The following is a 19,620-nucleotide window of genomic DNA, read 5'->3' as shown; positions in this document are numbered from 1 at the left end:
CGGACATGCGCCCGAGGAATCTGACTATGATCGCCGCGGCCGGCATGCTGGTCTGCGCATCGGCCGCTTCGGCCGACACAAAGCTCACCGTGCATATCCGCAGCTATGACGTTGCCGGCAGGACCGGCGCCGCCCTTGTCGAGGCGATGGACCGATTGGGGCCCAAGCATGGCTATATGGCGCGCGCCATCGCCGAAACCGGCTACACCACGCACTGGGATCTCGATGTCGCCCGCCAGGATGGGACCTGTCGCCTGCGCCAGGCCAACGGGACGCTCGACGTAACCTACACTTTCCCACGGCGGCTCTCGCCAACAGATACAAGACTGCGCGAGCGCTGGGACCGTTTCATGGCCGGCGTCCGCAAGCATGAGCATACGCATGGCCGCATTGCGGCGCGGATGATGCGGGCCACCGAGACCGCGCTTGTCGGGCTGAAGCGCCCCGACAACTGGTTCTGCATGGGCACGCACATCGAAGCGAGGCGGCGCATCAACGCCATCTATGCCGAATACGAAGCCAGGCAGAATGCGTTCGATGCCCGCGAGCATCGTGATGGCGGCCGCGTCGAGCACCTGGTCGACGCGCTGACCAAACCTTGAAGGCGTCGTTGGCGTCTAGAGCAAAGTGCGTGGCGGTTTTCCCGGGCAAAGCGCACAGCGCTTTCCCTTGGGAAGTGCGTCGAAACAAAGGGTTAGAGCGGTTCGGTGATTCTAACAAACACTGAACCGCGCTTGCGCATTCGCGATGGTGCCCCGTCTTGGGACGGCGAAGCATCAGCCGCGCGGTCTGCCTTGGAGATCGTGTGCCGCGAGCGCGCTCTCGTGCTCGTCATGCGGTTGCTTGTCTCCCGTGCGGACGGAGAACTCGACCAGCACCGGCAGATGGTCGGAGCCGGTATCCTCCAGCCGCGCCGAAGACAGAATGGTCAGCCCGCCCTTGCTGAACACCTGGTCGATCGGCAGGCCTGCATAGCGGCGCAGGAAATCGGGCAGTGTCCGGTGAATCCAGGTCGGGCCGGCTGAAGGCATGAGTATCAGCCCGCCGAGAGCCGCGACCCGCCGCACCGCGGCACTCCAAGGCACGGCGTTGCAATCCCCGGCCAGGATCGCCGTCTCGCCGAGCGCGGCCAGTGGCTGCGCCAGTTCGCCGATCTGCCAGTATTGCTCCTTCGGCCAGGGCCAGGTCAAATGGATCGCGGCGACATCGACATCGCTCCCGCCAAAGTCGATAGTGGCGGTCGCCATCGCGCCGCGCGGTTCGCAACGCGGCGCGGTGTCGGCGACAAACGGCCGGCGCGACAGCAGCGCCACGCCGAACATGCGGTTCGGGTAAGGGCAGAGGATCCGGTAGGGATAGGCGCTGGCGATGTAGCCAAGCTCGGTCGTCCACATCGCCGACACCTCGTCGAGCGTGATCACGTCCGGATTGGTGCGGCCGATCAGTGAGAGCACTTTCTTCGGCGTTGGATTGTTGAAGCGAAGGTTCATCTGCAGCAGGCTGTAGACGATCTGGTCGGCGGGCTTGGCAACCGCCGGCTGCGGCCACAGCCTTGGCAATGCGCTTGCCGTCGTGGCCAGGCAGGCGACGGCGAAGAGCAGTGCCGCGGCCGACTGCAGCCGGTAGGAACTCGCAAGCAGCGGCAGCGCCAAAAGCGCCATCAGCACGCTGAGGTGAATGCGAAAATGCGAAAAGGAATCGAAAGCGGGATGCAACGCGCCGAAAAACCCGGCCAACAAAGCGGCCGACAATGCCGTCATCGCCAGGAATGCCAGCCCAGCCATCATGTTCAAGCGCGCGCCTGTCATCATTGGGTCGTGTCTGCCGAATGCCGCCTGACGATCCGTTCGATTGCTTATCGGCCAAATTGCGGCCGAGCAAGACGACGAATTGCCTCGCCCAGCCCTGCAAGCGACCGCCTACTGGAATGCTGTCTCCGAAAAGCTCCGGAGCTTGCGCGAATGCAGCCGCTCCATCGGCATCTCGGCCAGCTTTTCCATCGCCCTGATGCCGATGGTCAGGTGTTGCGCCACCTGACGCTTGTAGAACTCTGTCGCCATACCAGGCAATTTCAACTCGCCATGCAGCGGCTTGTCGGAAACGCACAGCAGCGTGCCGTAGGGGACGCGGAAGCGGAAGCCATTGGCGGCGATCGTCGCCGATTCCATATCGAGGGCGATAGCGCGCGACTGCGACAGGCGCTGCACCGGTCCGCGCTGGTCGCGCAGTTCCCAATTGCGGTTGTCGATGGTGGCGACGGTGCCTGTGCGCATGATGCGCTTCAGATCATAGCCCGACAGGCCGGTGACCTCGGCGACCGCCTCCTGCAGCGCAACCTGGATCTCGGCCAACGGCGGGATCGGCACCCACACCGGCAGATCGTCGTCCAGCACGTGGTCTTCGCGCACATAGGCATGCGCGAGCACATAATCGCCCAGCGCCTGGGTGTTGCGCAGCCCGGCGCAGTGACCAAGCATCACCCAGGCATGTGGCCGAAGCACCGCGATATGGTCAGTGATGGTCTTGGCGTTGGAAGGACCCACGCCGATATTGACCATGGTGATGCCACCATGGTTCGGCTTCTTCAGATGGTAGGCCGGCATCTGCGGCAGGCGCTGTGGCGCTACGCCTTCACTGGGAGCGCTCTGCCCGGACCGGGTGATAACGTTGCCAGGTTCGACAAATTCCGTGTAGCCTTCACCACCGTTTTCCATCAGGTCGCGGGCGCGGGCGACGAACTCGTCGATATAGAACTGATAGTTGGTGAACAGCACGAAATTCTGGAAATGCTGCGGGCTGGTTGCAGTGTAGTGCGTCATGCGGTGCAGTGAATAGTCGATGCGCTGCGCCGTGAACGGCGCCAGCGGCCGGGGCTCGCCGAAGGCGACCTCGAACGTACCGTTGGCGATCTGATCGTCGGTGCCGTCGAGATCCGGCACGTCGAACAGGTCGCGGATCGGCCGCTTGATACGTTCGGCATCGGCGCCGTCGACATAGGTGCCTTCCAGGAAAGCGAAATGCAGCGGGATCGGCGTGGTCGATTCCGAGACGGTCACCGACACGCCGTGATTGCGCATGATCAGCCGAAGCTGCTCGATGAGGTAGGTCTCGAACAGGTCCGGCTGGGTAACCGTGGTAGCGAAATGACCGGGCGTCGGCATGTGGCCATAGGCCTGGCGAGAGTCGACCTGGGTGAACGAACTCGTGGTGACGCCAATCTCGGGGTAGAAGGCCCGGTAGCGCTTGCTGCTGTCGCCGCCGGCGGCAAGGGCCGCGAAGGAATCGCGCAGGAACTTGGTGTTGCGGTCGTAGAGCACCTGCAGCGCGGCAACGGCCTTTTCGGCGTTGTCGAAGCTCTGCCGGCCAAAAGGCTCGGGCATGACGACAGATTCGATGGCTTGGGGATAGATTCGCTTTTCCATGGCCCAATATAGAGACTTGGGCGGCCGGTTGGGAGGGGTGTCGCCGCCGAAGGCGCCCAAAGCGCCCCTTTTTCTTCAACCCCGCTGCAGGCTGACCAGCAGAACGAACCCGACGCCAGACTTTCTGAGCGCCGGCGCCTCGATCGTCGAGCCGGCATCGGCGCGCATCATCGGCACCGCCAGGACCGGGGCGGCCAGAACGATCAGGATAAGCACCGCCCGCGGCAGGAGCCGGAGGGTCTTGAGAGCGTTGGCGGCGATGCGGTTCATGATGTCTGTGCTTTTCTTTTCGAGGTCCGGGCTATTTGGTTTCAGTGGCGAAGGTTGGTCGGGCAGGCGAGATGGCAGAGCCTGGTGGCTTCGTCCCAGGAGCGGGGGGAACGGCCCGCTTCGGCGACGAGAATGGCGAAGAACATTCCAAACAGGCTCATCAGCAGGCAGACGATGGTGAAGCGGCGAGCAAGCATTGGGTCCGTGTCTCCTTCAACACGCATGAGAATGCCCTGACGCCGCTGAACCAACTCTGATGCCGGCGTTCATCTGCGGTTCAAATTGATTGACGCGACGTTGGCTGGGTCGCCGGCCCCGGACGGCGATCGGGTGCCACAGTCAGCGCATCGGTAAAACGAAAACGGGCCCGCCGGGCCCCGTTTTGAGATCACTGGGAAATGGTCGATCAGAGCTTATGCCAGGTCTGGCTCTTGCAGATCAGTCCGCCGAGCACGCAGCCGCTCATCTTGAGCGAGGCGCCCGACAATGTCGCCTTGCCCGAATAGGTCTTGTCGTTTGCCGGGTCGGTGATGTTGCCGGTATATTTGTTGTCGCCGGCCGCCTTGAGCGAGCCGATGGTCTTGCCGGCATATTTGCCGGACTTGAGCGTGATGGAAAATGAACCGCCGCCTGAAATGGCCGCCGTGTCGCCTGCCTGCGTTTTCCAGTTGCCCTCTATCGGATCCGCCCACGCCGCGCCGCTCAGGATCAAAGTGGCCGCCAGGGCCAGGCTCACTTTTCGAAACATGTCTTCCTCCCTTTGGATAGCCGGCCGGATGCTCCGCCTCGCCGGTCTGCCGCTTACGCAAACGTAAGCTAATCCAGCTTCCTTCAAAACAAAAGCGGTGCCGCTACGGAAGACTTTGGCATTTTGAAAGCGCCTGAATTCGCTCTGTCGGCGCGGAAATGAGAACGATCGGCTCGCCGCGTTTGTTTCCCGTGGTTAGCGGAGTGTTGATTGTGGCCGTGAAAATTTTCGTCAAATTTGGCGAAAACCAGCCGAATTGCTGGCTCCGTATCCTTAACGAATTTCTGTGTTTACCTCTTGTTTTAGCTTTGTTTTCCTCAAATTAAGCACGCCATTTAACGACGGATTCAAGCCTGCGCGGCATTCTCGAAAGCATCGAAAGAGCGGCCCGGACAAGACAACGGAGGCAGCTCTCGGGAGCCAGACAGGGGACTAAAATGGCACGTTTTGAAATGCTTGAAGCAGGCTTCGGCGCCATGGGGGCAACTGCCCAGGCCGACATTCTTTTCGAACTGGGCATGATGTATGCGACCGGCCGCGATTGCGAGACCGACGTCGTTGCCGCCCACAAATGGTTCAACATCGCCGCCATCAAGGGTTCGGCCCGCGCCGCCGAGCTGCGCTCGGAACTCTCGGCGGCCATGTCGAAGGTCGAGATCGCCAAGGCGCTGCGCGAAGCCCGCGAATGGATGACCATGCACTGAGTTCCGCCAGACGGGAACGCTCCGGCCAAGACCGCTGAAACACGGTCGGGCCAACAGGGATAGGCTGCGCAGACAGCCAGGCCACAGGCCAACAACAAAAAGAATGCGGCAGGCCGACAGGTCCAATCCGCCCGACGAACCATGATCCCGAAAGTGGAATCGGGGCTTCGGCAAGATCATGGCCAACAGGAAGACAGGGAAGGTGGGTTGGGTTCACAGCGCGGGGCGCCGGGGAAACGGCCTGACAGGCAAAAAAAGCCACGACCAGCCGGAACAAGGCTGGCGTGGCTTTTTTGCTTGGATGAGGCCAGGCAGGCCCAATCGAGTGGCGCCAATGCGCCTAGACAGGTCCGATGAAGGATGAAATTGTCCCGCCTCTCTGGAAGAAGCGCGGCCGGGGCGGCCGCGCGTGAGTGGAGGAGTTCTATTGTCATGAAAAAAATGAGTATTTTGAGCGCGGCCATTTTCGGCCTGATGATGAGCGCGCCGGTCGCATTCGCCGACGACATCACCGTCTCGGTGGTCGGCCCGATGACCGGACAACTCGCGACCATCGGCGACCAGTTCAAGCAGGGCGCACAGGCCGCCGCCGATGCCATCAACGCCGCGGGCGGCGTCAACGGCTCGATGATCAAGCTCGACATCGAGGACGACCAGTGCGATCCAAAGCAGGCCGTGTCGGTCGCCAACCGCATCGTTGCCAACGGCGTCAAGTTCATCGACGGTCATGCCTGCTCGGGGTCGAGCATCCCGGCCTCGGCGGTCTACGCCGAAGCCGGTGCGCTGATGATGAGCCCGGCGTCCTCGAACCCGGTGCTGACCGATGCCGCGGCCAAGGCCGGCTGGCCGACGATCATGCGTCTCTATACGCGTGACGACGCGCAGGGCGCCTTCATCGGTCCCTGGATCGCCAAGAAGTATGCCGGCAAGAAAGTCGTCATCCTGCACGACAAGAGCGCCTACGGTCAGGGCGTGGCTGACGCCGTCAGGGCCACCATGAATACTGGTGGCCTCAAGGAAGTCTACTATGACGCCATCAACCCCGGCGAGAAGGACTATTCGGCGCTTGTCACCAAGCTGAAGGATCTCAAGGCCGATGTCGTCTATTTCGGCGGCTACCATCCTGAGGCCGGGCTGATCCTGCGTCAGTCGGCGGAGCAAAACCTGAAGTTCCAGCTGATCATGCCGGATTCGATTGCCTCGCCGGAGTTCTGGCAGGTTGCCGGCCCGGCCGGCGAGGGCACCATGTTCGTGTTCCCGTCGGATCCGCAGGCAAAGCCGGAAGCCAAGGCGGCGGTCGAGAAGATCAAGGCCGGCGGCTTCGTGCCGGAAGGCTTCACGCTGTTCTCCTACGCCGTGGTCCAGGCTTTCGCCGAAGGCATCAAGCGTGCCGGCGGCGACGATCCGGCCAAGGTTGCCGAAGCGTTGAAGAACGGCACGCCGATCAGCACCGTTGTCGGTGACGTCACCTTCGACGAGAAGGGCGACCTCAAGAATGCCAGCTACGACATCAACCAGTGGCACGACGGCAAGTACGCGCCGATCGCGCAGTAATCGCTCTGTAGCCTAAGGAAATGGCCGGGTTCGTCCCGGCCATTTCTGTTTGCGGCCCGCGATGCGCTCCGGCTATCAGCTGGTGGCTGAGTTCGACGCGCTCTGTTCCTCGACGAACCGCACCAGCACCGTCCCGTCAGTGACCTGCGCCCCTCCCCCGGCGATCTCGGCGATCACGCCATCATGCGGGGCGGCGATGGTGTGCTCCATCTTCATCGCTTCGAGGATCAGCAGAATTTGCCCCTTGATCACAGCGTCGCCTTTCGCCACGCGCACAAGCTTGACGAGACCCGGCATCGGCGCGCGCAGGCTGCCGGAGGCGGCAGCTGCTTCATCGCTCCTAGCCAGGGGATCCGGCACGGTGAAAGCATAGCCGACAGCGCCTTCGAACACCGTGATGTGGGCGGGCCAGCGGGCGAGGCGGGGAACGGCGCGAAGATCATGCGAATTGGTGCTGTCGTAAGGCGCATCGAGCGCCACCTGAAAGCGTCCGTCCGGCCGCATTGAAACCTTTGCCTGAATTTGCTCGTCGCCGAACTTCAGCCGCATGCGCCGCGCCACGCCGTGGAAATGCGCATAGCCGGCAAGCGACGACCACGGGTCGTCCGACGACGGCAATGCTCCGGCACCCGAGGCCGCCAGGACGGCAGCCGAGATGATTTCGCCGGTCGGCGGCGCGACCGCCGTCAGCGCTTCCTGGTGTCGGCCGATCAGACCGGTATCGACGTCGCCTGCTGCAAAATCCGGGTCGGCCGCAAGAGCGGCAAGAAAAGCGGTGTTGACGGTGGAGCCGGCAATCTCGGTTTGCGCGAGCGCTGTGCGGAGCGCTTCCAGCGCCGCCTGTCTGTTCCCGGCATGGACGACCAGCTTCGCGATCATGGGGTCGTAGTAGGGGGAAATCGCATCGCCAGCCCGCACGCCGGTCTCAATGCGCATCGCGGCTCCTTCTGGGGCAACGCCCGGGAATTTCAGGTGGTGCAGCGTGCCCGTCGCCGGCAGAAAGCCCTTGGCCGCGTCCTCGGCATAGATGCGCGCCTCGAAAGCATGACCGGAAAGCGCGATCTCGCTTTGTGTCTTCGGCAGTTTTTCGCCGCTGGCGACCCGCAACTGCCACTCGACCAGATCGGTGCCGGTGACCATCTCGGTGACTGGATGCTCGACCTGCAGGCGGGTGTTCATTTCCATGAACCAGAAGCGGTCGGCCTTGAGGCCTTGCGAGGCGTCGACGATGAACTCGATGGTGCCGGCGCCGGAATAGTTGATTGCCTTGGCCGCCTTCACCGCCGCTTCCGTCATCGCCTTGCGCAAAGCCGGCGTCATGCCGGGGGCGGGGGCCTCCTCGATCACCTTCTGGTGGCGGCGTTGCGCCGAGCAGTCGCGTTCGTAGAAATGCACAGCGTCGCCGAAATTGTCGCCGAACACCTGCACTTCGATATGGCGTGGCTTGTCGACATATTTTTCGACCAGCACACGGTCGTCGCCGAAGGCGGCCTTGGCCTCGCGCCGGGCGCTGGACAGCGCCTCGGAAAAGTCATCGGGATGCTCGACGCGCCGCATGCCCTTGCCGCCGCCGCCGGCACGCGCCTTGATCAGCACGGGATAGCCGATCTCGCGGGCCTTTGAGGCCAGCAGCACGATTTCCTGCGCCTCGCCATGATAACCGGGAACGACCGGAACGCCGGCCTTCTCCATCAGCCGCTTGGCGGCGTCCTTCAGCCCCATGGCGCGGATCGAGGCCGCCGACGGGCCGATGAAAATGAGACCGGCAGTCACCACCTGGTCGACGAAATCGGGGTTTTCCGACAGGAATCCGTAACCGGGATGGATGGCCTGCGCGCCCGTTGCAAGAGCCGCCGCAACGATCCTGTCACCGCGCAGATAACTCTCGCCGACGGGCGAGGGGCCGATATGGACTGCCTCGTCGGCCATCTCGACATGCAGGGATCTCGCATCGGCATCCGAATAGACTGCGACGGTGTGCACGCCGAGCTTGCGCGCTGTGCGGATGACACGGCAAGCGATCTCGCCCCGATTGGCGATCAGGATTTTCGTGAACATGGGGCCTCCCGGATTAGGGTCGGGCGGCGCCATTCCGGCAGGCGCCTGCTTATTTGGACGCGGCGATCTCGCAGGCGCCGCCGTTTGTCACCTTGTAGTGGCCGCGCGTGGCCAGGCAGGATTTCATGGCCAGTTCCTCTGCCATCTCTTGCGGCGGCGCGTTCAGCCGCGCGCCGCAGAGAATGTGGAGAGAAACCACCCTGGAGTACGGCGTGGTGGCATAGGCGGAATGGCCGGTGGCCGCGACATAGGCCTGGTAGGCCCTGGTGCATGGTGACTTCGGATCGCCATTCAAAGTCGGTGGGAAACGCTTGTCCCCCTCGCTTCCCGCCAGCGAGCCGGCCACGCTCGCGCCATGTGCCGCGGTTGGCAGCAATGCTGAAAGTATTAGAGTAGACACATTCCGTGAGTATTTCAGTTTCATTTGCACCCCATCCCTGTTTAAAAGTGCAGGATGAGAAATAACGAATATTATACAACGCCGCCAGATCTGCAGGGGAGGCTCTTGGTTTGGTGAACGCATGAACGGCGTGGCTTATAAATTTCATTCTTCACCCAATGTTGCAAGAATACGTCGGTATAATTCCGCCATGGCTTCGTCGAAGCAGCAGAAAACGACGGTTTCGGGAAGTGCGTTCTGCTCGATGAAGTCATTGACCTCAGTAGCGGCGACTTTGGTCGCTTCATCTTTCGGATAGCGGTACACACCGGTCGAAATGGCCGGGAATGCCACCGAGCGGCAGTCATTGGCGACTGCTAGTTCAAGCGAACGCCGGTAACAGGAGGCCAGCAATTCGGCTTCGCCCTTGCCGCCGCCCTGCCACACGGGCCCGACAGTATGGATGATGTGTCGAGCCGGCAGTTTATAACCCTTGGTGATCTTGGCATCGCCGGTCTTGCAGCCATTGAGCGTGCGACATTCGAATTCGAGCTCCGGCCCAGCGGCGCGGTGAATGGCTCCATCGACCCCGCCGCCACCGAGCAGCGAGGAGTTGGCAGCATTAACGATGGCATCGACCGCCAGCTTGGTGATGTCGCCGGTGTGAACGCTGATCCGGTCGCCCAAGGCGCTCATCATCACATCCTGAACACGCCGAAGCGTGTCTCCTCGATCTCGGCGTTGAGCGCGGCCGACAGGCTGAGCGCCAGCACCTCGCGTGTCCTGGCCGGATCGATGATGCCGTCATCCCAGAGCCTTGCCGAGGAATAGAGCGGATGGCCTTCATGCTCGTATTTCATCAGGATCGGCTTCTTGAATTTCGCCTCCTCCTCGGCGCTCCATTCCCCGCCCTTGCGCTCGATGCCCTCGCGCTTGACCATGGCGAGTACGGTTGCCGCCTGCTCGCCGCCCATCACCGAGATGCGGGCGTTGGGCCACATCCACAGGAAGCGAGGTGAGTAGGCGCGGCCGCACATGCCGTAATTGCCGGCCCCGAACGAACCGCCGATGATGACGGTCACCTTGGGCACCCTGGCTGTCGCCACCGCCATCACCAGCTTGGCGCCGTCCTTGGCGATGCCGCCGGCCTCGTATTTCCTGCCGACCATGAAGCCGGTGATGTTCTGCAGGAAGACCAGCGGGATCTTGCGCTGGCAGCACAATTCGATGAAGTGCGCGCCTTTCAGCGCGCTCTCGGAAAACAGCACGCCATTGTTGGCGATGATGCCGACCGGCATGCCGTGGAGATGGGCAAAGCCGGTGATCAGCGTCGTGCCGTAGTTCTGCTTGAACTCATCGAATTCGGAGCCGTCGACAACGCGCGCGATCACTTCGCGCGCGTCATAGGGTTGGCGCAGATCGGTCGGGACGATGCCGTAGAGCTCATCTGCCGGATGAAGCGGCGGATGAGCTTTCTGTAAGTTCAGGCTTACAGCCTTGTTCCGATTCAGGTTCTTGATGATGCGCCGGCAAATGGCGAGCGCGTGTTCGTCGTCCAGCGCGTAGTGATCGGCGACACCGGAAAGCCTGGTGTGAACATCCGCGCCGCCCAACTCTTCGGCGCTGACGTCCTCGCCGGTGGCCGCCTTCACCAGCGGCGGTCCGCCGAGGAAGATGGTCGCCTGGTTGTGCACCATGATCGTCTCATCCGACATCGCCGGCACATAGGCGCCGCCAGCCGTGCAGGAACCCATGACGCAGGCGATCTGCGGGATGCCGGCAGCCGACATGTTGGCCTGGTTGTAAAAGATGCGGCCGAAATGCTCGCGGTCGGGAAAGACTTCGTCCTGGTTGGGCAGATTGGCGCCGCCGCTGTCGACCAGATAGACGCAAGGCAGGTTGTTCTGCAGCGCGATCTCCTGCGCGCGCAGATGCTTTTTCACCGTCAGCGGATAATAGGTGCCCCCCTTCACCGTGGCGTCGTTGACGACGACCATCACCTCTGTGCCCTCGACACGGCCGATGCCGGCGATCAGGCCGGCCGACGAAATCTCCTCGCCATACATGGACCACGCCGCGAACTGGCCGATCTCGAGGAAGGGCGAGCCGGTGTCGAGCAATTGCGCCAGGCGTTCGCGCGGCAGCAGCTTGCCACGACCGATATGGCGCTCGCGCGCCTCGTCCGAGCCGCCGCGCTCGACGGCCGCGGCCTTTTCAGCGATGTCGGCAACCAGCGCCCGCATGCGCTCGGCATTGGCGCGGAAGGTTTCGGAGGAGGGCGAAATCTGGGTCTGGAGGACAGCCACGCTACACCCCCTCCGCCATGATCTCGCGGCCGATCAGCCAGCGGCGGATTTCGCTGGTGCCGGCGCCGATCTCGTACAGCTTGGCGTCGCGCAAAAGCCGGCCGGTCGGATAGTCGTTGATATAGCCGTTGCCACCAAGCAGTTGGATGGCGTCGAGCGCCATCTGCGTCGCTCTCTCGGCGGCAAACAGCACGCAGCCGGCGGCATCCTTGCGGGTGGTCTGGCCGCGGTCGCAAGCGGCGGCGACGGCGTAGACGTAGGCGCGCGCGGCATTCAGCGCCGTATACATGTCGGCAAGCTTGCCTTGTACCAGTTGGAATTCCCCAATCGGCTGCCCGAACTGCTTGCGCTCGTGAACATAGGGGATCGCCACGTCGAGGCACGCCGCCATCAAGCCGATCGGGCCGCCGGCAAGCACGGTGCGTTCATAGTCGAGGCCAGACATCAGCACCTCGACGCCGCGTCCTTCCTCGTGCAGCACATTGTCGAACGGCACCTCGACATCCGAGAAAACCAGTTCGCCGGTGTTGGATCCCCGCATGCCGAGCTTGTCGAGTTTCTGCGCCACCGAAAATCCCGGCATCGCCTTTTCGACGATGAAGGCGGTGATGCCGCGCGATTCCCTTTCCGGGTCGGTCTTGGCGTAGACAACCAGCGTTTCGGCGTCCGGGCCGTTGGTGATCCACATCTTGGTGCCGTTGAGCACATAGCGGTCATTGCGCTTTTCGGCGCGCAATTTGAGCGACACCACGTCGGAGCCGGCGCCGGGCTCCGACATGGCGAGCGCGCCGACGTGCTCGCCCGAACACAGCGGCGGGAGGTATTTTTCCTTCTGTGCCGGCGTTGCCCAGCGGTTGATCTGGTTGACGCAGAGATTGGAGTGGGCGCCATAGGAGAGGCCGACCGATGCCGAGGCCCGCGAAATTTCCTCGACCGCGATCACATGGGCGAGATAGCCCATGCCGCTGCCGCCGAAATCGGGATCGGCGGTTATGCCGAGCAGGCCGAGCGCGCCGAGTTCTCGCCACAGATGCGCCGGGAATTCGTTCTCCCGGTCGATGTCGGCGGCGATCGGCGCGATCCTGTCCTGCGCGAAGCGCCGGACAAGGTCGCGCAGGGCCTCGACGTCCTCGTCATGTCCGAAGCTGAGCGTGTTCGTGTACATGCCGTTCCTCCTGCCGCATGCCCCCCGAAAATCGACTTCGACTTTCGGCAAGGATCATGCGCGAAATTAAAGTGCTACAGCATACTTTGCGCATCCGAAGGGACGCGCGGCGCTGTAGTATCGGTAGCCATCCTCGCGCCGACCAGGCGCATTGTCATCGAAAGGTATGTCTCCGTGACCTCGGCGATGGACAATCGCTCGCCGGGCCGGAACCAGACAATGACGCCGGTCATCATCTGGATCAGCGCCATGGCTGTCAGGCCGGTATCCTCGATGCTGAAAATACCAGCCTCTGCGCCGTCGCGCAGGATCGAACGCAGTTCCTTTTCGTAGGCCGTGCGCATGCGCAGGATCTGTGTCAGCCTGTCGGGCGACAGGCTGCGCAATTCCATGTTCGACACATGCGTAGCGTGGCGGCGCCCGATATGAAAGGCGATGTGGTTGCGCACGTAGGCGGCAAGCCGCCGCGCCGGATCCGCGCCGGCCGGCCTGGAGTGCTCCCATGCTTCGCGAAGCCCTTGCATATGGTCGCGCATCAGCGTGAACAGCAGGTCTTCCTTGGTCGGGAAATAGCGGTAGAGCGCGGCTGCCTGCACGCCCACCTCGGCGGCCAACTGACGCATCGACATCGCTTCATAGCCGTAGCGCGCAATCAGGTTGACCGCCGCCTCGCGGACTGCCGCTTCGGTTCGCTCGCCGTCTGATCCTGTGGTGCGTGCCATCATCGCCTCGTTGACCGCAAATAATAAAACGAACGTTCAATTAATTCAAAGGCGGAGAAATCCGTCTACGTCATGATCCTGAAATCTTCAGGCGTGGTCCAGGTCTCCAACTCGTCCAGATCGATCCGCGAGACCGCAGCGCCAGGCGGGCCTTGCCGAAGCCGTTCGATCATGGCCGCGACAGCCGTGTCGGCGCCGGTAAGCCATGCCGTAACCGAGCCGTCTCTTTCGTTGCGCACCCAGCCCAGCAGCTTGAGCCTTGTCGCTTCGCCTCGCGCCCAGATCCTGTAGCCGACGCCTTGGACCTTCCCATATACGCGCGCCTGCACTGCCCTTTTCCGGTCACTCATGGCTCGCTCCCTTGCATAGAGTCTGGCGCAGCGCCGAACGAAGGCAACTGGCTTGAGGTCTATCCAGTCGAGAACCTGGATTCTTTGCGGAAAATGGATGACTAGATCTAGTAAATAGTTGACTAAGTCAATTTGATAGCGATCATCTCTGTGGCCTGGTAATTTAACGGGAGGCAGCTGGCATGTGCGATCGGAATGGCTTGGTCCGCGATATCCGCCACTTCACCGGTTCTATACCGGCCTGATCGGGTTGCTCGCCGAGACGTTGATGCACAGCGCCTATACCCTGACCGAGGCGCGGGTGCTGTTCGAGCTCGGCCACCGCCCTCGCCATAGCGCCACCAATCCCGGCGGCAAGACAGGTTTTCTGGCGCGAGCGTTTCGGCTCGATGTCGAACCGGTGGCCTCCGCGGTCGCCCGGGACCTCCAGGTGGATCCTGCCTATGTCGCGAGAATCCTTCGCAAATTCTCTGCCGTCGGCCTGACTGAAATGTGCACCGGTCCCGCGCCCCTGCGGCCGCGCGTCCTATCGCTCACCGCGCGCGGCCAGACCGCGCTTGCAGCCCTTCATGCGGCCACGGATCGTGATCTTGCCCGCCTGACCGCGGGGCTGAATGACAGGGAAGCCGCGGAGTTGTCTGATGTGCTGACGCGTGTCAGGCATCTGCTCGGCGCAGCAATGCCTCCCGAGCGCCGTGAAGCGCCCTAGTTTCCGCGCACCGCTGCCAATGCGCCGGGCAATTCCTCGGCGAAGATATCCAGTTCGTGGTCGAGACCGACACTGACGCGGATGCAGCGGTCGAGCCCTGGCGCCATCGGCTTGCGGATGAAGACGTCGCGCGACAACAATCCCTGCAGCACTTTCAGAGCGAAAGCGCCGTCATGGCCGCAATCGATGGTGACGAAATTGGTCGCCGAGGTGAGCGGCTTCAACCCATTCTGTTCGGCAATATCAGCGATGCGCCGCCGTCCGGCGGCCACCCGGGCCACCACCGTCTCGAGATAGGCCTGATCGGCGAGCGCCTCGACGCCGGCGATCTGCGCCATGCGGCTGACGCCGTAGTGGTTGCGGATCTTCTCGAAGTCGCTGATCACTTGCGTCTCGGCCAACGCATAGCCGCACCGTATGCCGGCAAGTCCGTAGGCCTTCGAAAAGGTTCGCATGCGGATGACGTTTGGCCGCGAGATGTCGATCGGCGGCAGGGCCGAGGCCGGTCCCAGTTCGCCATAGGCCTCGTCGAGCACCAGCATGGTGGTTTCCGGCAAGGCTTGTATGAAGCCGGTGACCTCGTCCGCTTCCCACCAGCTGCCCATCGGATTGTCCGGGTTGGACAGATAGACCAGCGGCGCCTTCTCCCTGACGACCGCCGCGAGCAGACCGTCCAGGCTTTCGCGATCGTTCTCGTAAGGGACGGTCACCAGCCGGCCGCCGACACCGGCAATATGGAAGTTGAAGGTCGGATAGGCGCCGAGCGAGGTGACCACCGCATCGCTAGGCGCCACATACATGCGCGCCACCAGGCTGAGCAGGCCGTCGATGCCTTCGCCGACAACGACGTTCTCGACCGCAACATTGTGCTGAGCGGCCGCCGCGACTTTCAAATCGTAATTGTCCGGGTCACAATACATCCACTGGTCGCGCGCGACACTCTCCATGCGGGCGATGACGCGCGGCGAGGGGCCAAAGCTGCTTTCATTGGCACCGATGCGGGCACGGAAAGCGCGCCCGCGCTCACGCTCCTGCGCTTCGGGGCCGACAAACGGCACCGTCGACGGGAGTGCGGCGATGAGCGGCGAGAGGGCAGGGCGCAGAGGCATGTCGAAAGCTCGCTTGGAAGGAGCCTTCTTGCTAGCGCGCGCCACCGGCCGGTGCAAGCTGCGCGATAGAGCATCGCTGTAAATGCAAAAGACCCGGCGGCGCCCGCCGGGCTCCGATTTCAATAAGCCGAAATGTTTTAGAACGAGCGCTGAAAGCGGAGAATGCCGCCGATATTGCTCTTCTTCTCGGCGCCGTCCCAGGCCCGCGTCAGATGATCGCTACCGACGTTCTGATAGTCGACTTCGGCCGTGACCGTAAAGCCGGGAACAACGTCATGGGCGATGCGCGCGGCGATGCCGAGGTTCTTCCAGCGTCATACGAAACCTGAGCGTTGAACGAGATCCTGTCGTTGAAGGTGCCGCCGCCCCAAACTGCCCAGTTGCCGTCCCAATGCTTGTAGAAGCCGCGGCCGCCAGCCGGAAATCATGGCAGGGCCTGGAGTCGACAGCCAGGGCATTGCCGCAGAACCGCCGCACCTGGGAAGGCAGCGGCTCGGTACGCCGTTATTTTTCCATATAATGACGCGGGCTTGTTGATTGTGCCGGCGCTTTTCTTTATCCAGCGGCTCAACGGAGAGGTGGCCGAGTGGTCGAAGGCGCTCCCCTGCTAAGGGAGTAGAGGTCAAAAGCTTCTCGTGGGTTCGAATCCCATCCTCTCCGCCATGGCCCGCAGACCTCGGTTGGTCTTGGGCTTATCTTGGGTTTTTCCGCGCCTCTGCTTGATCTAGAAAGAGCGCGATGTCGGTGGGCAGGTTGCCGGTCTCCAGGAAGGGGGCGTGGCCATGATCTGGAACGGTGATTGTCCTGGTGCCGGGATGACGCTTTCGCATCTCCTCCAGCGTTTCCTGCGACAATAGCCTAGAATTGGCGCCGCGTATGACGAGCAGTGGTATGGCCGCCAACGCATCGAACTGCTGCCAGAGAGGCGGCAATGGTTGCGACAGGTCGAGATTGGCAACCGTGTCGATAAGCGTCGAATCGAAATCGGGCAGCAGCCCTTGATTCGTCTCGCGATAGATCGCGCGCACCATTCGTTCCCAGTCGGCATCGGCGAGGGCTGGAAAATCCTGGCCGTGAACGCTGCGCTGGGCAGCCATCGCCTCGGCGAGGGTTTTCGGCTTCGGTGCGCGTTCGAGATAGGACTGGATGTGAGCGAGACCCGCGGGTTCGATCACTGGCCCGATGTCGTTGAGCACGATGGCTTTCAGCGCCGCCGGATGCATCGCGCCAAGCACATGGATGATCAGCCCGCCGCGCGAGGTGCCGATGAAGGCCGCCTGTTCGATGCCGAGCGCCGCCAGGCCGGCAAGGACGTCGCCGGCTTCGATGCCGACATTATAGTGGCTGACATCGGGATCGTAGGCCGACTGCCCGCGTCCGCGGTAGTCGAAAGCGACGACCTTGCGCGCAAGGGCGGATCGCGTCGAGAGATGGAGCGCAAGCTCGTGAAAATCCCGCGCGTTGCGCGTCAAGCCAGGCAGACAGACGACCGGCCAATGTGCGGAATTCGCTTCGCCATAGACGCGCGCGTGAAGTCTCAGCCCATCCGGCGCCGCATAGAAGAAGTCGGAGAAATCTGGATTGCTCGACATGGGACGGGCTCTTTAGCCGAAGGATCGTCCACGACTGCTACAGACGGAGCGCCGGAGGGTCAAACGGGAAAGGCTCCTCTTTTTCCTCGCAAGGCGAGGGCAAGAGCGCTCAGCCGCGCCCGTTCACGAGATCGCCGACGATGTCGTACTTGCCGGAAATACGCATTTTGTAGACCTCGTAATTCTCCATCACGCGCTGCACGTAACTTCTTGTTTCCGTGTAGGGTATCCGCTCGATCCAGTCCACCACCGCATCGATGTCCTTGCCGCGCGGGTCACCGTATTTCGCCACCCACTGGCTGGCTCGGGTCGGGCCGGCATTGTAGCCCGCGAAGGTCAATACGTACGAGCCATTGAAGCGATCGAGCTGTTCGCCGAGGAACGCCGAACCAAGCGTTGCATTGTAGCCGGCGTCGGTAGTCAGCCTGGTCTGCGAAAACTGTAATCCGGCCTTCTTCGCCAATTGCTTGGCGGTTCCCGGCATCAGCTGCAGCAGTCCGCGTGCGCCGGCACTGGATACGGCGCCGATATTGAATTCGCTTTCCTGGCGGGCGATCGCATAGGCCAGCGCCTTGCCCGAACCGGAAATATTGGCCGAATCGGGGATGACGCCGAGCGGATGCGACAGCGCGCCGACATCGATGCCGCGCGCCCCGGCGATCTTGCCGATTTTCAGCGCCATGAAATGGTTGTCCTGCTTTTCGGCAAGGACAGCGAGCAGCGCCAGTTCACCCCGGCTGGTCAACTGCCCGGCAAGGTCGCGATAGAGCGTTTCGGCATAACGGTCGTAGCCTGCCTCCTGCAGGCGCTTGATGGCCGAGACGGCCTCGCGGCCGGCAAAGTTCTGCCGGTCGGCGGCACTTGGCTGGGGATAGACGATGTTGAGCGCCTGCCGGCCGACGCGTTCGGCGGCTAGCTGGCCGTAAAACGTCGTGCCGTAGGTCGCCGCACACCCAAAATAGTCCTTGGCATTGCCGGGGCCACCGACTTCCGCCGCGCGGCCGAGCCAGTAGTAGGCGCGCGACAGGGTCATCGGCCCTTGGGCAAGGTCGGCGATACGCGCGAAATGCGTCGCCGCGAGCTTGGGATCGTTCAGGCCGCGCAGCGCATACCAGCCGGCATGGAATTCGGCTTCCGCCGCATTGGCCGCGCTTTCGGCGGCATGCGTGGCGACTATTTTGTAGGCGGTCTTCATGTCGCCCTGGTCGACCAGTTCGCGCGACAGCACCCGGCGTTCGACCCACCAGGCATCCGGATCGACCAGGGACTCCCGGTCTGCCGGCGCTTTCATGACAATTGCCGCGGCGCCCGCAAAATCCTTCTGCTTGCGCAGATATTCAGCCTGCGCGAAGAAATAGCCGGCCGAGCGTTGCGCCACCGGCACGGTCTTCAATAGTTTGGCAGCATTCTTGTCGCCCTTGTCGGCCGCCGCCCAGGCGTCGGCAAGCTGCTGGGCGCCGGCGAGGCCAGCGACACGCAAGGCGGAATTCACCCGGTCGGCATAGAACATGCGCTCCATGCGAAAACGGTGATCGGCGGCGGGAACAAGGCTGCCGAACTCCTTGATCAGAGCCGTCTCGTCCTTGGCTTCCAGGATCGCGGTGCGCCAGAACGGCGACAGCACCGATCGCGCCGCCTTGGCGTTGCCGGACGACACATAGGCGCGCGCGAGAACCATCACGCCTTCGACTGTCTGCGGCTGGCTGCCGTCGAATGCCTTGACGACGACATCCGCCGCCGGGTTCTCGCGATAGAGTGCGCGCTCGCTGTTCTTGCGCAATGCAACGGTGCCCGGCCAGTTGGGCAGCATCTTCGCGGCCGTGGCGATGTCGCCGCTCGGAACCTTGTCGCCCCCGTAGAGCGCGATCGCCCAGGCCAATATGTGCTGGTCGAGCGATTGTGCGGGTAGCGCATCGCGCACACCGCGCGCGCCGGGAATATCGCCAGCCGCCAGCGCATCCAGTCCGCTTTTCAGGAGCCTGACGGCGGGTGAAGGGTCCTGTTGCGCCTTGTCCTGTACACCAGGCATCGGGATGACCGAGGTGACCCGCACATCGACGCTGCCGCTGATCGCCACGCCGGGCATCAGCGCGGCGATGGCGCCAAGAAGCGCGAACAGGTGGGGCCGACTGGGCGGCATGATTTCGTGTCTTTCCTTAATCCAGCATTTTACCTGCGGGCGAAGAAGCCTTGAAGCCTAAGCTTAGGTCGTGAAAGGCTCGTAAACAAAGGGTTATCGAGGCCGTTCGAATTACGCCTGCTGGCACCATGGCAATGCTTGCCGCGCAACAATGTCGAGACTATGGTACGCCGCTTCGCTTTCGGTTAGAAGGCGCGCACGACAAAACACCGATGCATGTCGCCCAAAAGTGGATACCGGTTTTGGGGCAGCGACATGCATAACCGACAAAGTGCATGTCGCCCAAAAGTGGATACCGGTTTTGGGACCACGACATGCATAACCGACAAAGTGCATGTCGCCCAAAAGTGGATACCGGTTTTGGGACCACGACATGCGTGAACCAAGAAGTC

19 protein-coding genes, 1 tRNA gene and 1 pseudogene are annotated in these 19,620 nt (G+C 62.7%); 5 read left to right on the top strand and 16 right to left on the bottom strand.

The genetic code is table 11. The features are described 5' to 3' along the window. Window positions 1-5 precede the first annotated feature (5 nt). Entirely contained in the window at window positions 6-602 is a 597-nt protein-coding gene (locus tag O7A60_RS20400; RefSeq protein ID WP_337107755.1) for a DUF922 domain-containing protein, read from the top strand. 174 nt (window positions 603-776) lie between these two features. On the opposite strand, the gene O7A60_RS20395 is transcribed toward O7A60_RS20400, so the two are convergent. The 5 genes from O7A60_RS20395 to O7A60_RS20375 form a co-directional block, all read right to left on the bottom strand. Beyond that, on the bottom strand, window positions 777-1,808 hold the full coding sequence (locus O7A60_RS20395) for an endonuclease/exonuclease/phosphatase family protein (RefSeq protein WP_337107754.1): 1,032 nt from the start codon (window positions 1,806-1,808) through the stop codon (window positions 777-779). A gap of 111 nt (window positions 1,809-1,919) precedes the next feature. Beyond that, the gene (locus tag O7A60_RS20390; RefSeq protein WP_246672913.1) at window positions 1,920-3,380 is read right to left on the bottom strand and encodes an AMP nucleosidase; all 1,461 of its coding nucleotides are present in this window, start codon (window positions 3,378-3,380) and stop codon (window positions 1,920-1,922) included. 117 nt (window positions 3,381-3,497) lie between these two features. Continuing rightward, window positions 3,498-3,692 (bottom strand): hypothetical protein, encoded by a 195-nt coding sequence (locus tag O7A60_RS20385; RefSeq protein WP_337107753.1) that lies wholly within the window; start codon window positions 3,690-3,692, stop codon window positions 3,498-3,500. A gap of 41 nt (window positions 3,693-3,733) precedes the next feature. Continuing rightward, entirely contained in the window at window positions 3,734-3,889 is a 156-nt protein-coding gene (locus O7A60_RS20380; protein WP_181169782.1) for a hypothetical protein, read from the bottom strand. A 209-nt stretch (window positions 3,890-4,098) separates the two neighbouring features. Next, the gene (locus O7A60_RS20375) at window positions 4,099-4,440 is read right to left on the bottom strand and encodes a DUF2147 domain-containing protein (RefSeq protein ID WP_027143911.1); all 342 of its coding nucleotides are present in this window, start codon (window positions 4,438-4,440) and stop codon (window positions 4,099-4,101) included. Window positions 4,441-4,877: 437 nt separating this feature from the next. On the opposite strand from O7A60_RS20375, the gene O7A60_RS20370 reads away from it, so the two are divergent. Then, the gene (locus tag O7A60_RS20370; protein ID WP_010915070.1) at window positions 4,878-5,144 is read left to right on the top strand and encodes an SEL1-like repeat protein; all 267 of its coding nucleotides are present in this window, start codon (window positions 4,878-4,880) and stop codon (window positions 5,142-5,144) included. 432 nt (window positions 5,145-5,576) lie between these two features. Beyond that, window positions 5,577-6,698, top strand: a complete 1,122-nt coding sequence (locus O7A60_RS20365; protein WP_027143910.1) for a branched-chain amino acid ABC transporter substrate-binding protein — start codon at window positions 5,577-5,579, stop codon at window positions 6,696-6,698. Window positions 6,699-6,773: 75 nt separating this feature from the next. Here the strand turns inward: O7A60_RS20365 and O7A60_RS20360 are convergent, their stop codons facing one another. The 7 genes from O7A60_RS20360 to O7A60_RS20330 form a co-directional block, all read right to left on the bottom strand. Then, window positions 6,774-8,756: an acetyl/propionyl/methylcrotonyl-CoA carboxylase subunit alpha gene (locus O7A60_RS20360; protein WP_337107751.1), complete on the bottom strand. Its 1,983-nt coding sequence runs from the start codon at window positions 8,754-8,756 to the stop codon at window positions 6,774-6,776. 49 nt (window positions 8,757-8,805) lie between these two features. Beyond that, the gene (locus O7A60_RS20355) at window positions 8,806-9,180 is read right to left on the bottom strand and encodes a hypothetical protein (protein ID WP_337107750.1); all 375 of its coding nucleotides are present in this window, start codon (window positions 9,178-9,180) and stop codon (window positions 8,806-8,808) included. A 120-nt stretch (window positions 9,181-9,300) separates the two neighbouring features. Continuing rightward, the gene (locus O7A60_RS20350) at window positions 9,301-9,831 is read right to left on the bottom strand and encodes an O-acetyl-ADP-ribose deacetylase (RefSeq protein ID WP_337107749.1); all 531 of its coding nucleotides are present in this window, start codon (window positions 9,829-9,831) and stop codon (window positions 9,301-9,303) included. A 2-nt stretch (window positions 9,832-9,833) separates the two neighbouring features. Then, window positions 9,834-11,441 (bottom strand): carboxyl transferase domain-containing protein, encoded by a 1,608-nt coding sequence (locus tag O7A60_RS20345; protein WP_027143907.1) that lies wholly within the window; start codon window positions 11,439-11,441, stop codon window positions 9,834-9,836. Between the two features lies 1 nt (window position 11,442). Then, the gene (locus O7A60_RS20340; protein WP_337107748.1) at window positions 11,443-12,606 is read right to left on the bottom strand and encodes an isovaleryl-CoA dehydrogenase; all 1,164 of its coding nucleotides are present in this window, start codon (window positions 12,604-12,606) and stop codon (window positions 11,443-11,445) included. Between the two features lie 74 nt (window positions 12,607-12,680). Next, a complete protein-coding gene (locus tag O7A60_RS20335; RefSeq protein ID WP_337107747.1) occupies window positions 12,681-13,328 on the bottom strand; it encodes a TetR/AcrR family transcriptional regulator in 648 nt (215 codons plus the stop codon). Between the two features lie 65 nt (window positions 13,329-13,393). Then, the gene (locus O7A60_RS20330) at window positions 13,394-13,678 is read right to left on the bottom strand and encodes an acylphosphatase (protein ID WP_337107746.1); all 285 of its coding nucleotides are present in this window, start codon (window positions 13,676-13,678) and stop codon (window positions 13,394-13,396) included. 184 nt (window positions 13,679-13,862) lie between these two features. Between O7A60_RS20330 and O7A60_RS20325 the strand changes: the two genes are divergently transcribed. Continuing rightward, window positions 13,863-14,387 carry a MarR family winged helix-turn-helix transcriptional regulator gene (locus tag O7A60_RS20325; protein ID WP_337107745.1) on the top strand — a complete coding sequence of 175 codons (525 nt, stop codon included), beginning with the start codon at window positions 13,863-13,865 and terminating at the stop codon, window positions 14,385-14,387. On the opposite strand, the gene O7A60_RS20320 is transcribed toward O7A60_RS20325, so the two are convergent. Both O7A60_RS20320 and O7A60_RS20315 read right to left on the bottom strand, forming a co-directional pair. Beyond that, window positions 14,384-15,496, bottom strand: a complete 1,113-nt coding sequence (locus O7A60_RS20320; protein ID WP_337107744.1) for a pyridoxal phosphate-dependent aminotransferase — start codon at window positions 15,494-15,496, stop codon at window positions 14,384-14,386. The two genes, O7A60_RS20325 and O7A60_RS20320, sit on opposite strands and share 4 nt — an antisense overlap. Window positions 15,497-15,633: 137 nt before the next feature. Beyond that, window positions 15,634-15,917: pseudogene (locus tag O7A60_RS20315) on the bottom strand (porin); the annotation flags it as partial. A 151-nt stretch (window positions 15,918-16,068) separates the two neighbouring features. Here O7A60_RS20315 and O7A60_RS20310 point away from each other — a divergent pair. Further along, window positions 16,069-16,159: transfer RNA gene (locus O7A60_RS20310), tRNA-Ser, on the top strand. 29 nt (window positions 16,160-16,188) lie between these two features. Here the strand turns inward: O7A60_RS20310 and O7A60_RS20305 are convergent. Both O7A60_RS20305 and O7A60_RS20300 read right to left on the bottom strand, forming a co-directional pair. Next, window positions 16,189-17,088 (bottom strand): alpha/beta fold hydrolase, encoded by a 900-nt coding sequence (locus O7A60_RS20305; RefSeq protein ID WP_337107743.1) that lies wholly within the window; start codon window positions 17,086-17,088, stop codon window positions 16,189-16,191. Between the two features lie 109 nt (window positions 17,089-17,197). Next, complete coding sequence (locus tag O7A60_RS20300) at window positions 17,198-19,228, bottom strand: lytic transglycosylase domain-containing protein (protein WP_337107742.1); 2,031 nt, start codon at window positions 19,226-19,228, stop codon at window positions 17,198-17,200. Window positions 19,229-19,620: the final 392 nt, after the last annotated feature.

The organism is Mesorhizobium salmacidum (SeqCode) (assembly GCF_037179605.1).
Classification (GTDB): domain Bacteria; phylum Pseudomonadota; class Alphaproteobacteria; order Rhizobiales; family Rhizobiaceae; genus Mesorhizobium; species Mesorhizobium salmacidum.
This window is presented reverse-complemented; position numbering and strand designations above follow the sequence as displayed.

Coding starts and splice junctions, on each gene's coding strand:
- O7A60_RS20400 (WP_337107755.1), top strand. CDS start 6: ATGCGCCCGAGGAATCTGACTATGATCGCCGCGGCCGGCATGCTGGTC.
- O7A60_RS20395 (WP_337107754.1), bottom strand. CDS start 1,808: ATGACAGGCGCGCGCTTGAACATGATGGCTGGGCTGGCATTCCTGGCG.
- O7A60_RS20390 (WP_246672913.1), bottom strand. CDS start 3,380: ATGCCCGAGCCTTTTGGCCGGCAGAGCTTCGACAACGCCGAAAAGGCC.
- O7A60_RS20385 (WP_337107753.1), bottom strand. CDS start 3,692: ATGAACCGCATCGCCGCCAACGCTCTCAAGACCCTCCGGCTCCTGCCG.
- O7A60_RS20380 (WP_181169782.1), bottom strand. CDS start 3,889: ATGCTTGCTCGCCGCTTCACCATCGTCTGCCTGCTGATGAGCCTGTTT.
- O7A60_RS20375 (WP_027143911.1), bottom strand. CDS start 4,440: ATGTTTCGAAAAGTGAGCCTGGCCCTGGCGGCCACTTTGATCCTGAGC.
- O7A60_RS20370 (WP_010915070.1), top strand. CDS start 4,878: ATGGCACGTTTTGAAATGCTTGAAGCAGGCTTCGGCGCCATGGGGGCA.
- O7A60_RS20365 (WP_027143910.1), top strand. CDS start 5,577: ATGAAAAAAATGAGTATTTTGAGCGCGGCCATTTTCGGCCTGATGATG.
- O7A60_RS20360 (WP_337107751.1), bottom strand. CDS start 8,756: ATGTTCACGAAAATCCTGATCGCCAATCGGGGCGAGATCGCTTGCCGT.
- O7A60_RS20355 (WP_337107750.1), bottom strand. CDS start 9,180: ATGAAACTGAAATACTCACGGAATGTGTCTACTCTAATACTTTCAGCA.
- O7A60_RS20350 (WP_337107749.1), bottom strand. CDS start 9,831: ATGAGCGCCTTGGGCGACCGGATCAGCGTTCACACCGGCGACATCACC.
- O7A60_RS20340 (WP_337107748.1), bottom strand. CDS start 12,606: ATGTACACGAACACGCTCAGCTTCGGACATGACGAGGACGTCGAGGCC.
- O7A60_RS20335 (WP_337107747.1), bottom strand. CDS start 13,328: ATGGCACGCACCACAGGATCAGACGGCGAGCGAACCGAAGCGGCAGTC.
- O7A60_RS20330 (WP_337107746.1), bottom strand. CDS start 13,678: ATGAGTGACCGGAAAAGGGCAGTGCAGGCGCGCGTATATGGGAAGGTC.
- O7A60_RS20320 (WP_337107744.1), bottom strand. CDS start 15,496: ATGCCTCTGCGCCCTGCCCTCTCGCCGCTCATCGCCGCACTCCCGTCG.
- O7A60_RS20305 (WP_337107743.1), bottom strand. CDS start 17,088: ATGTCGAGCAATCCAGATTTCTCCGACTTCTTCTATGCGGCGCCGGAT.
- O7A60_RS20300 (WP_337107742.1), bottom strand. CDS start 19,228: ATGCCGCCCAGTCGGCCCCACCTGTTCGCGCTTCTTGGCGCCATCGCC.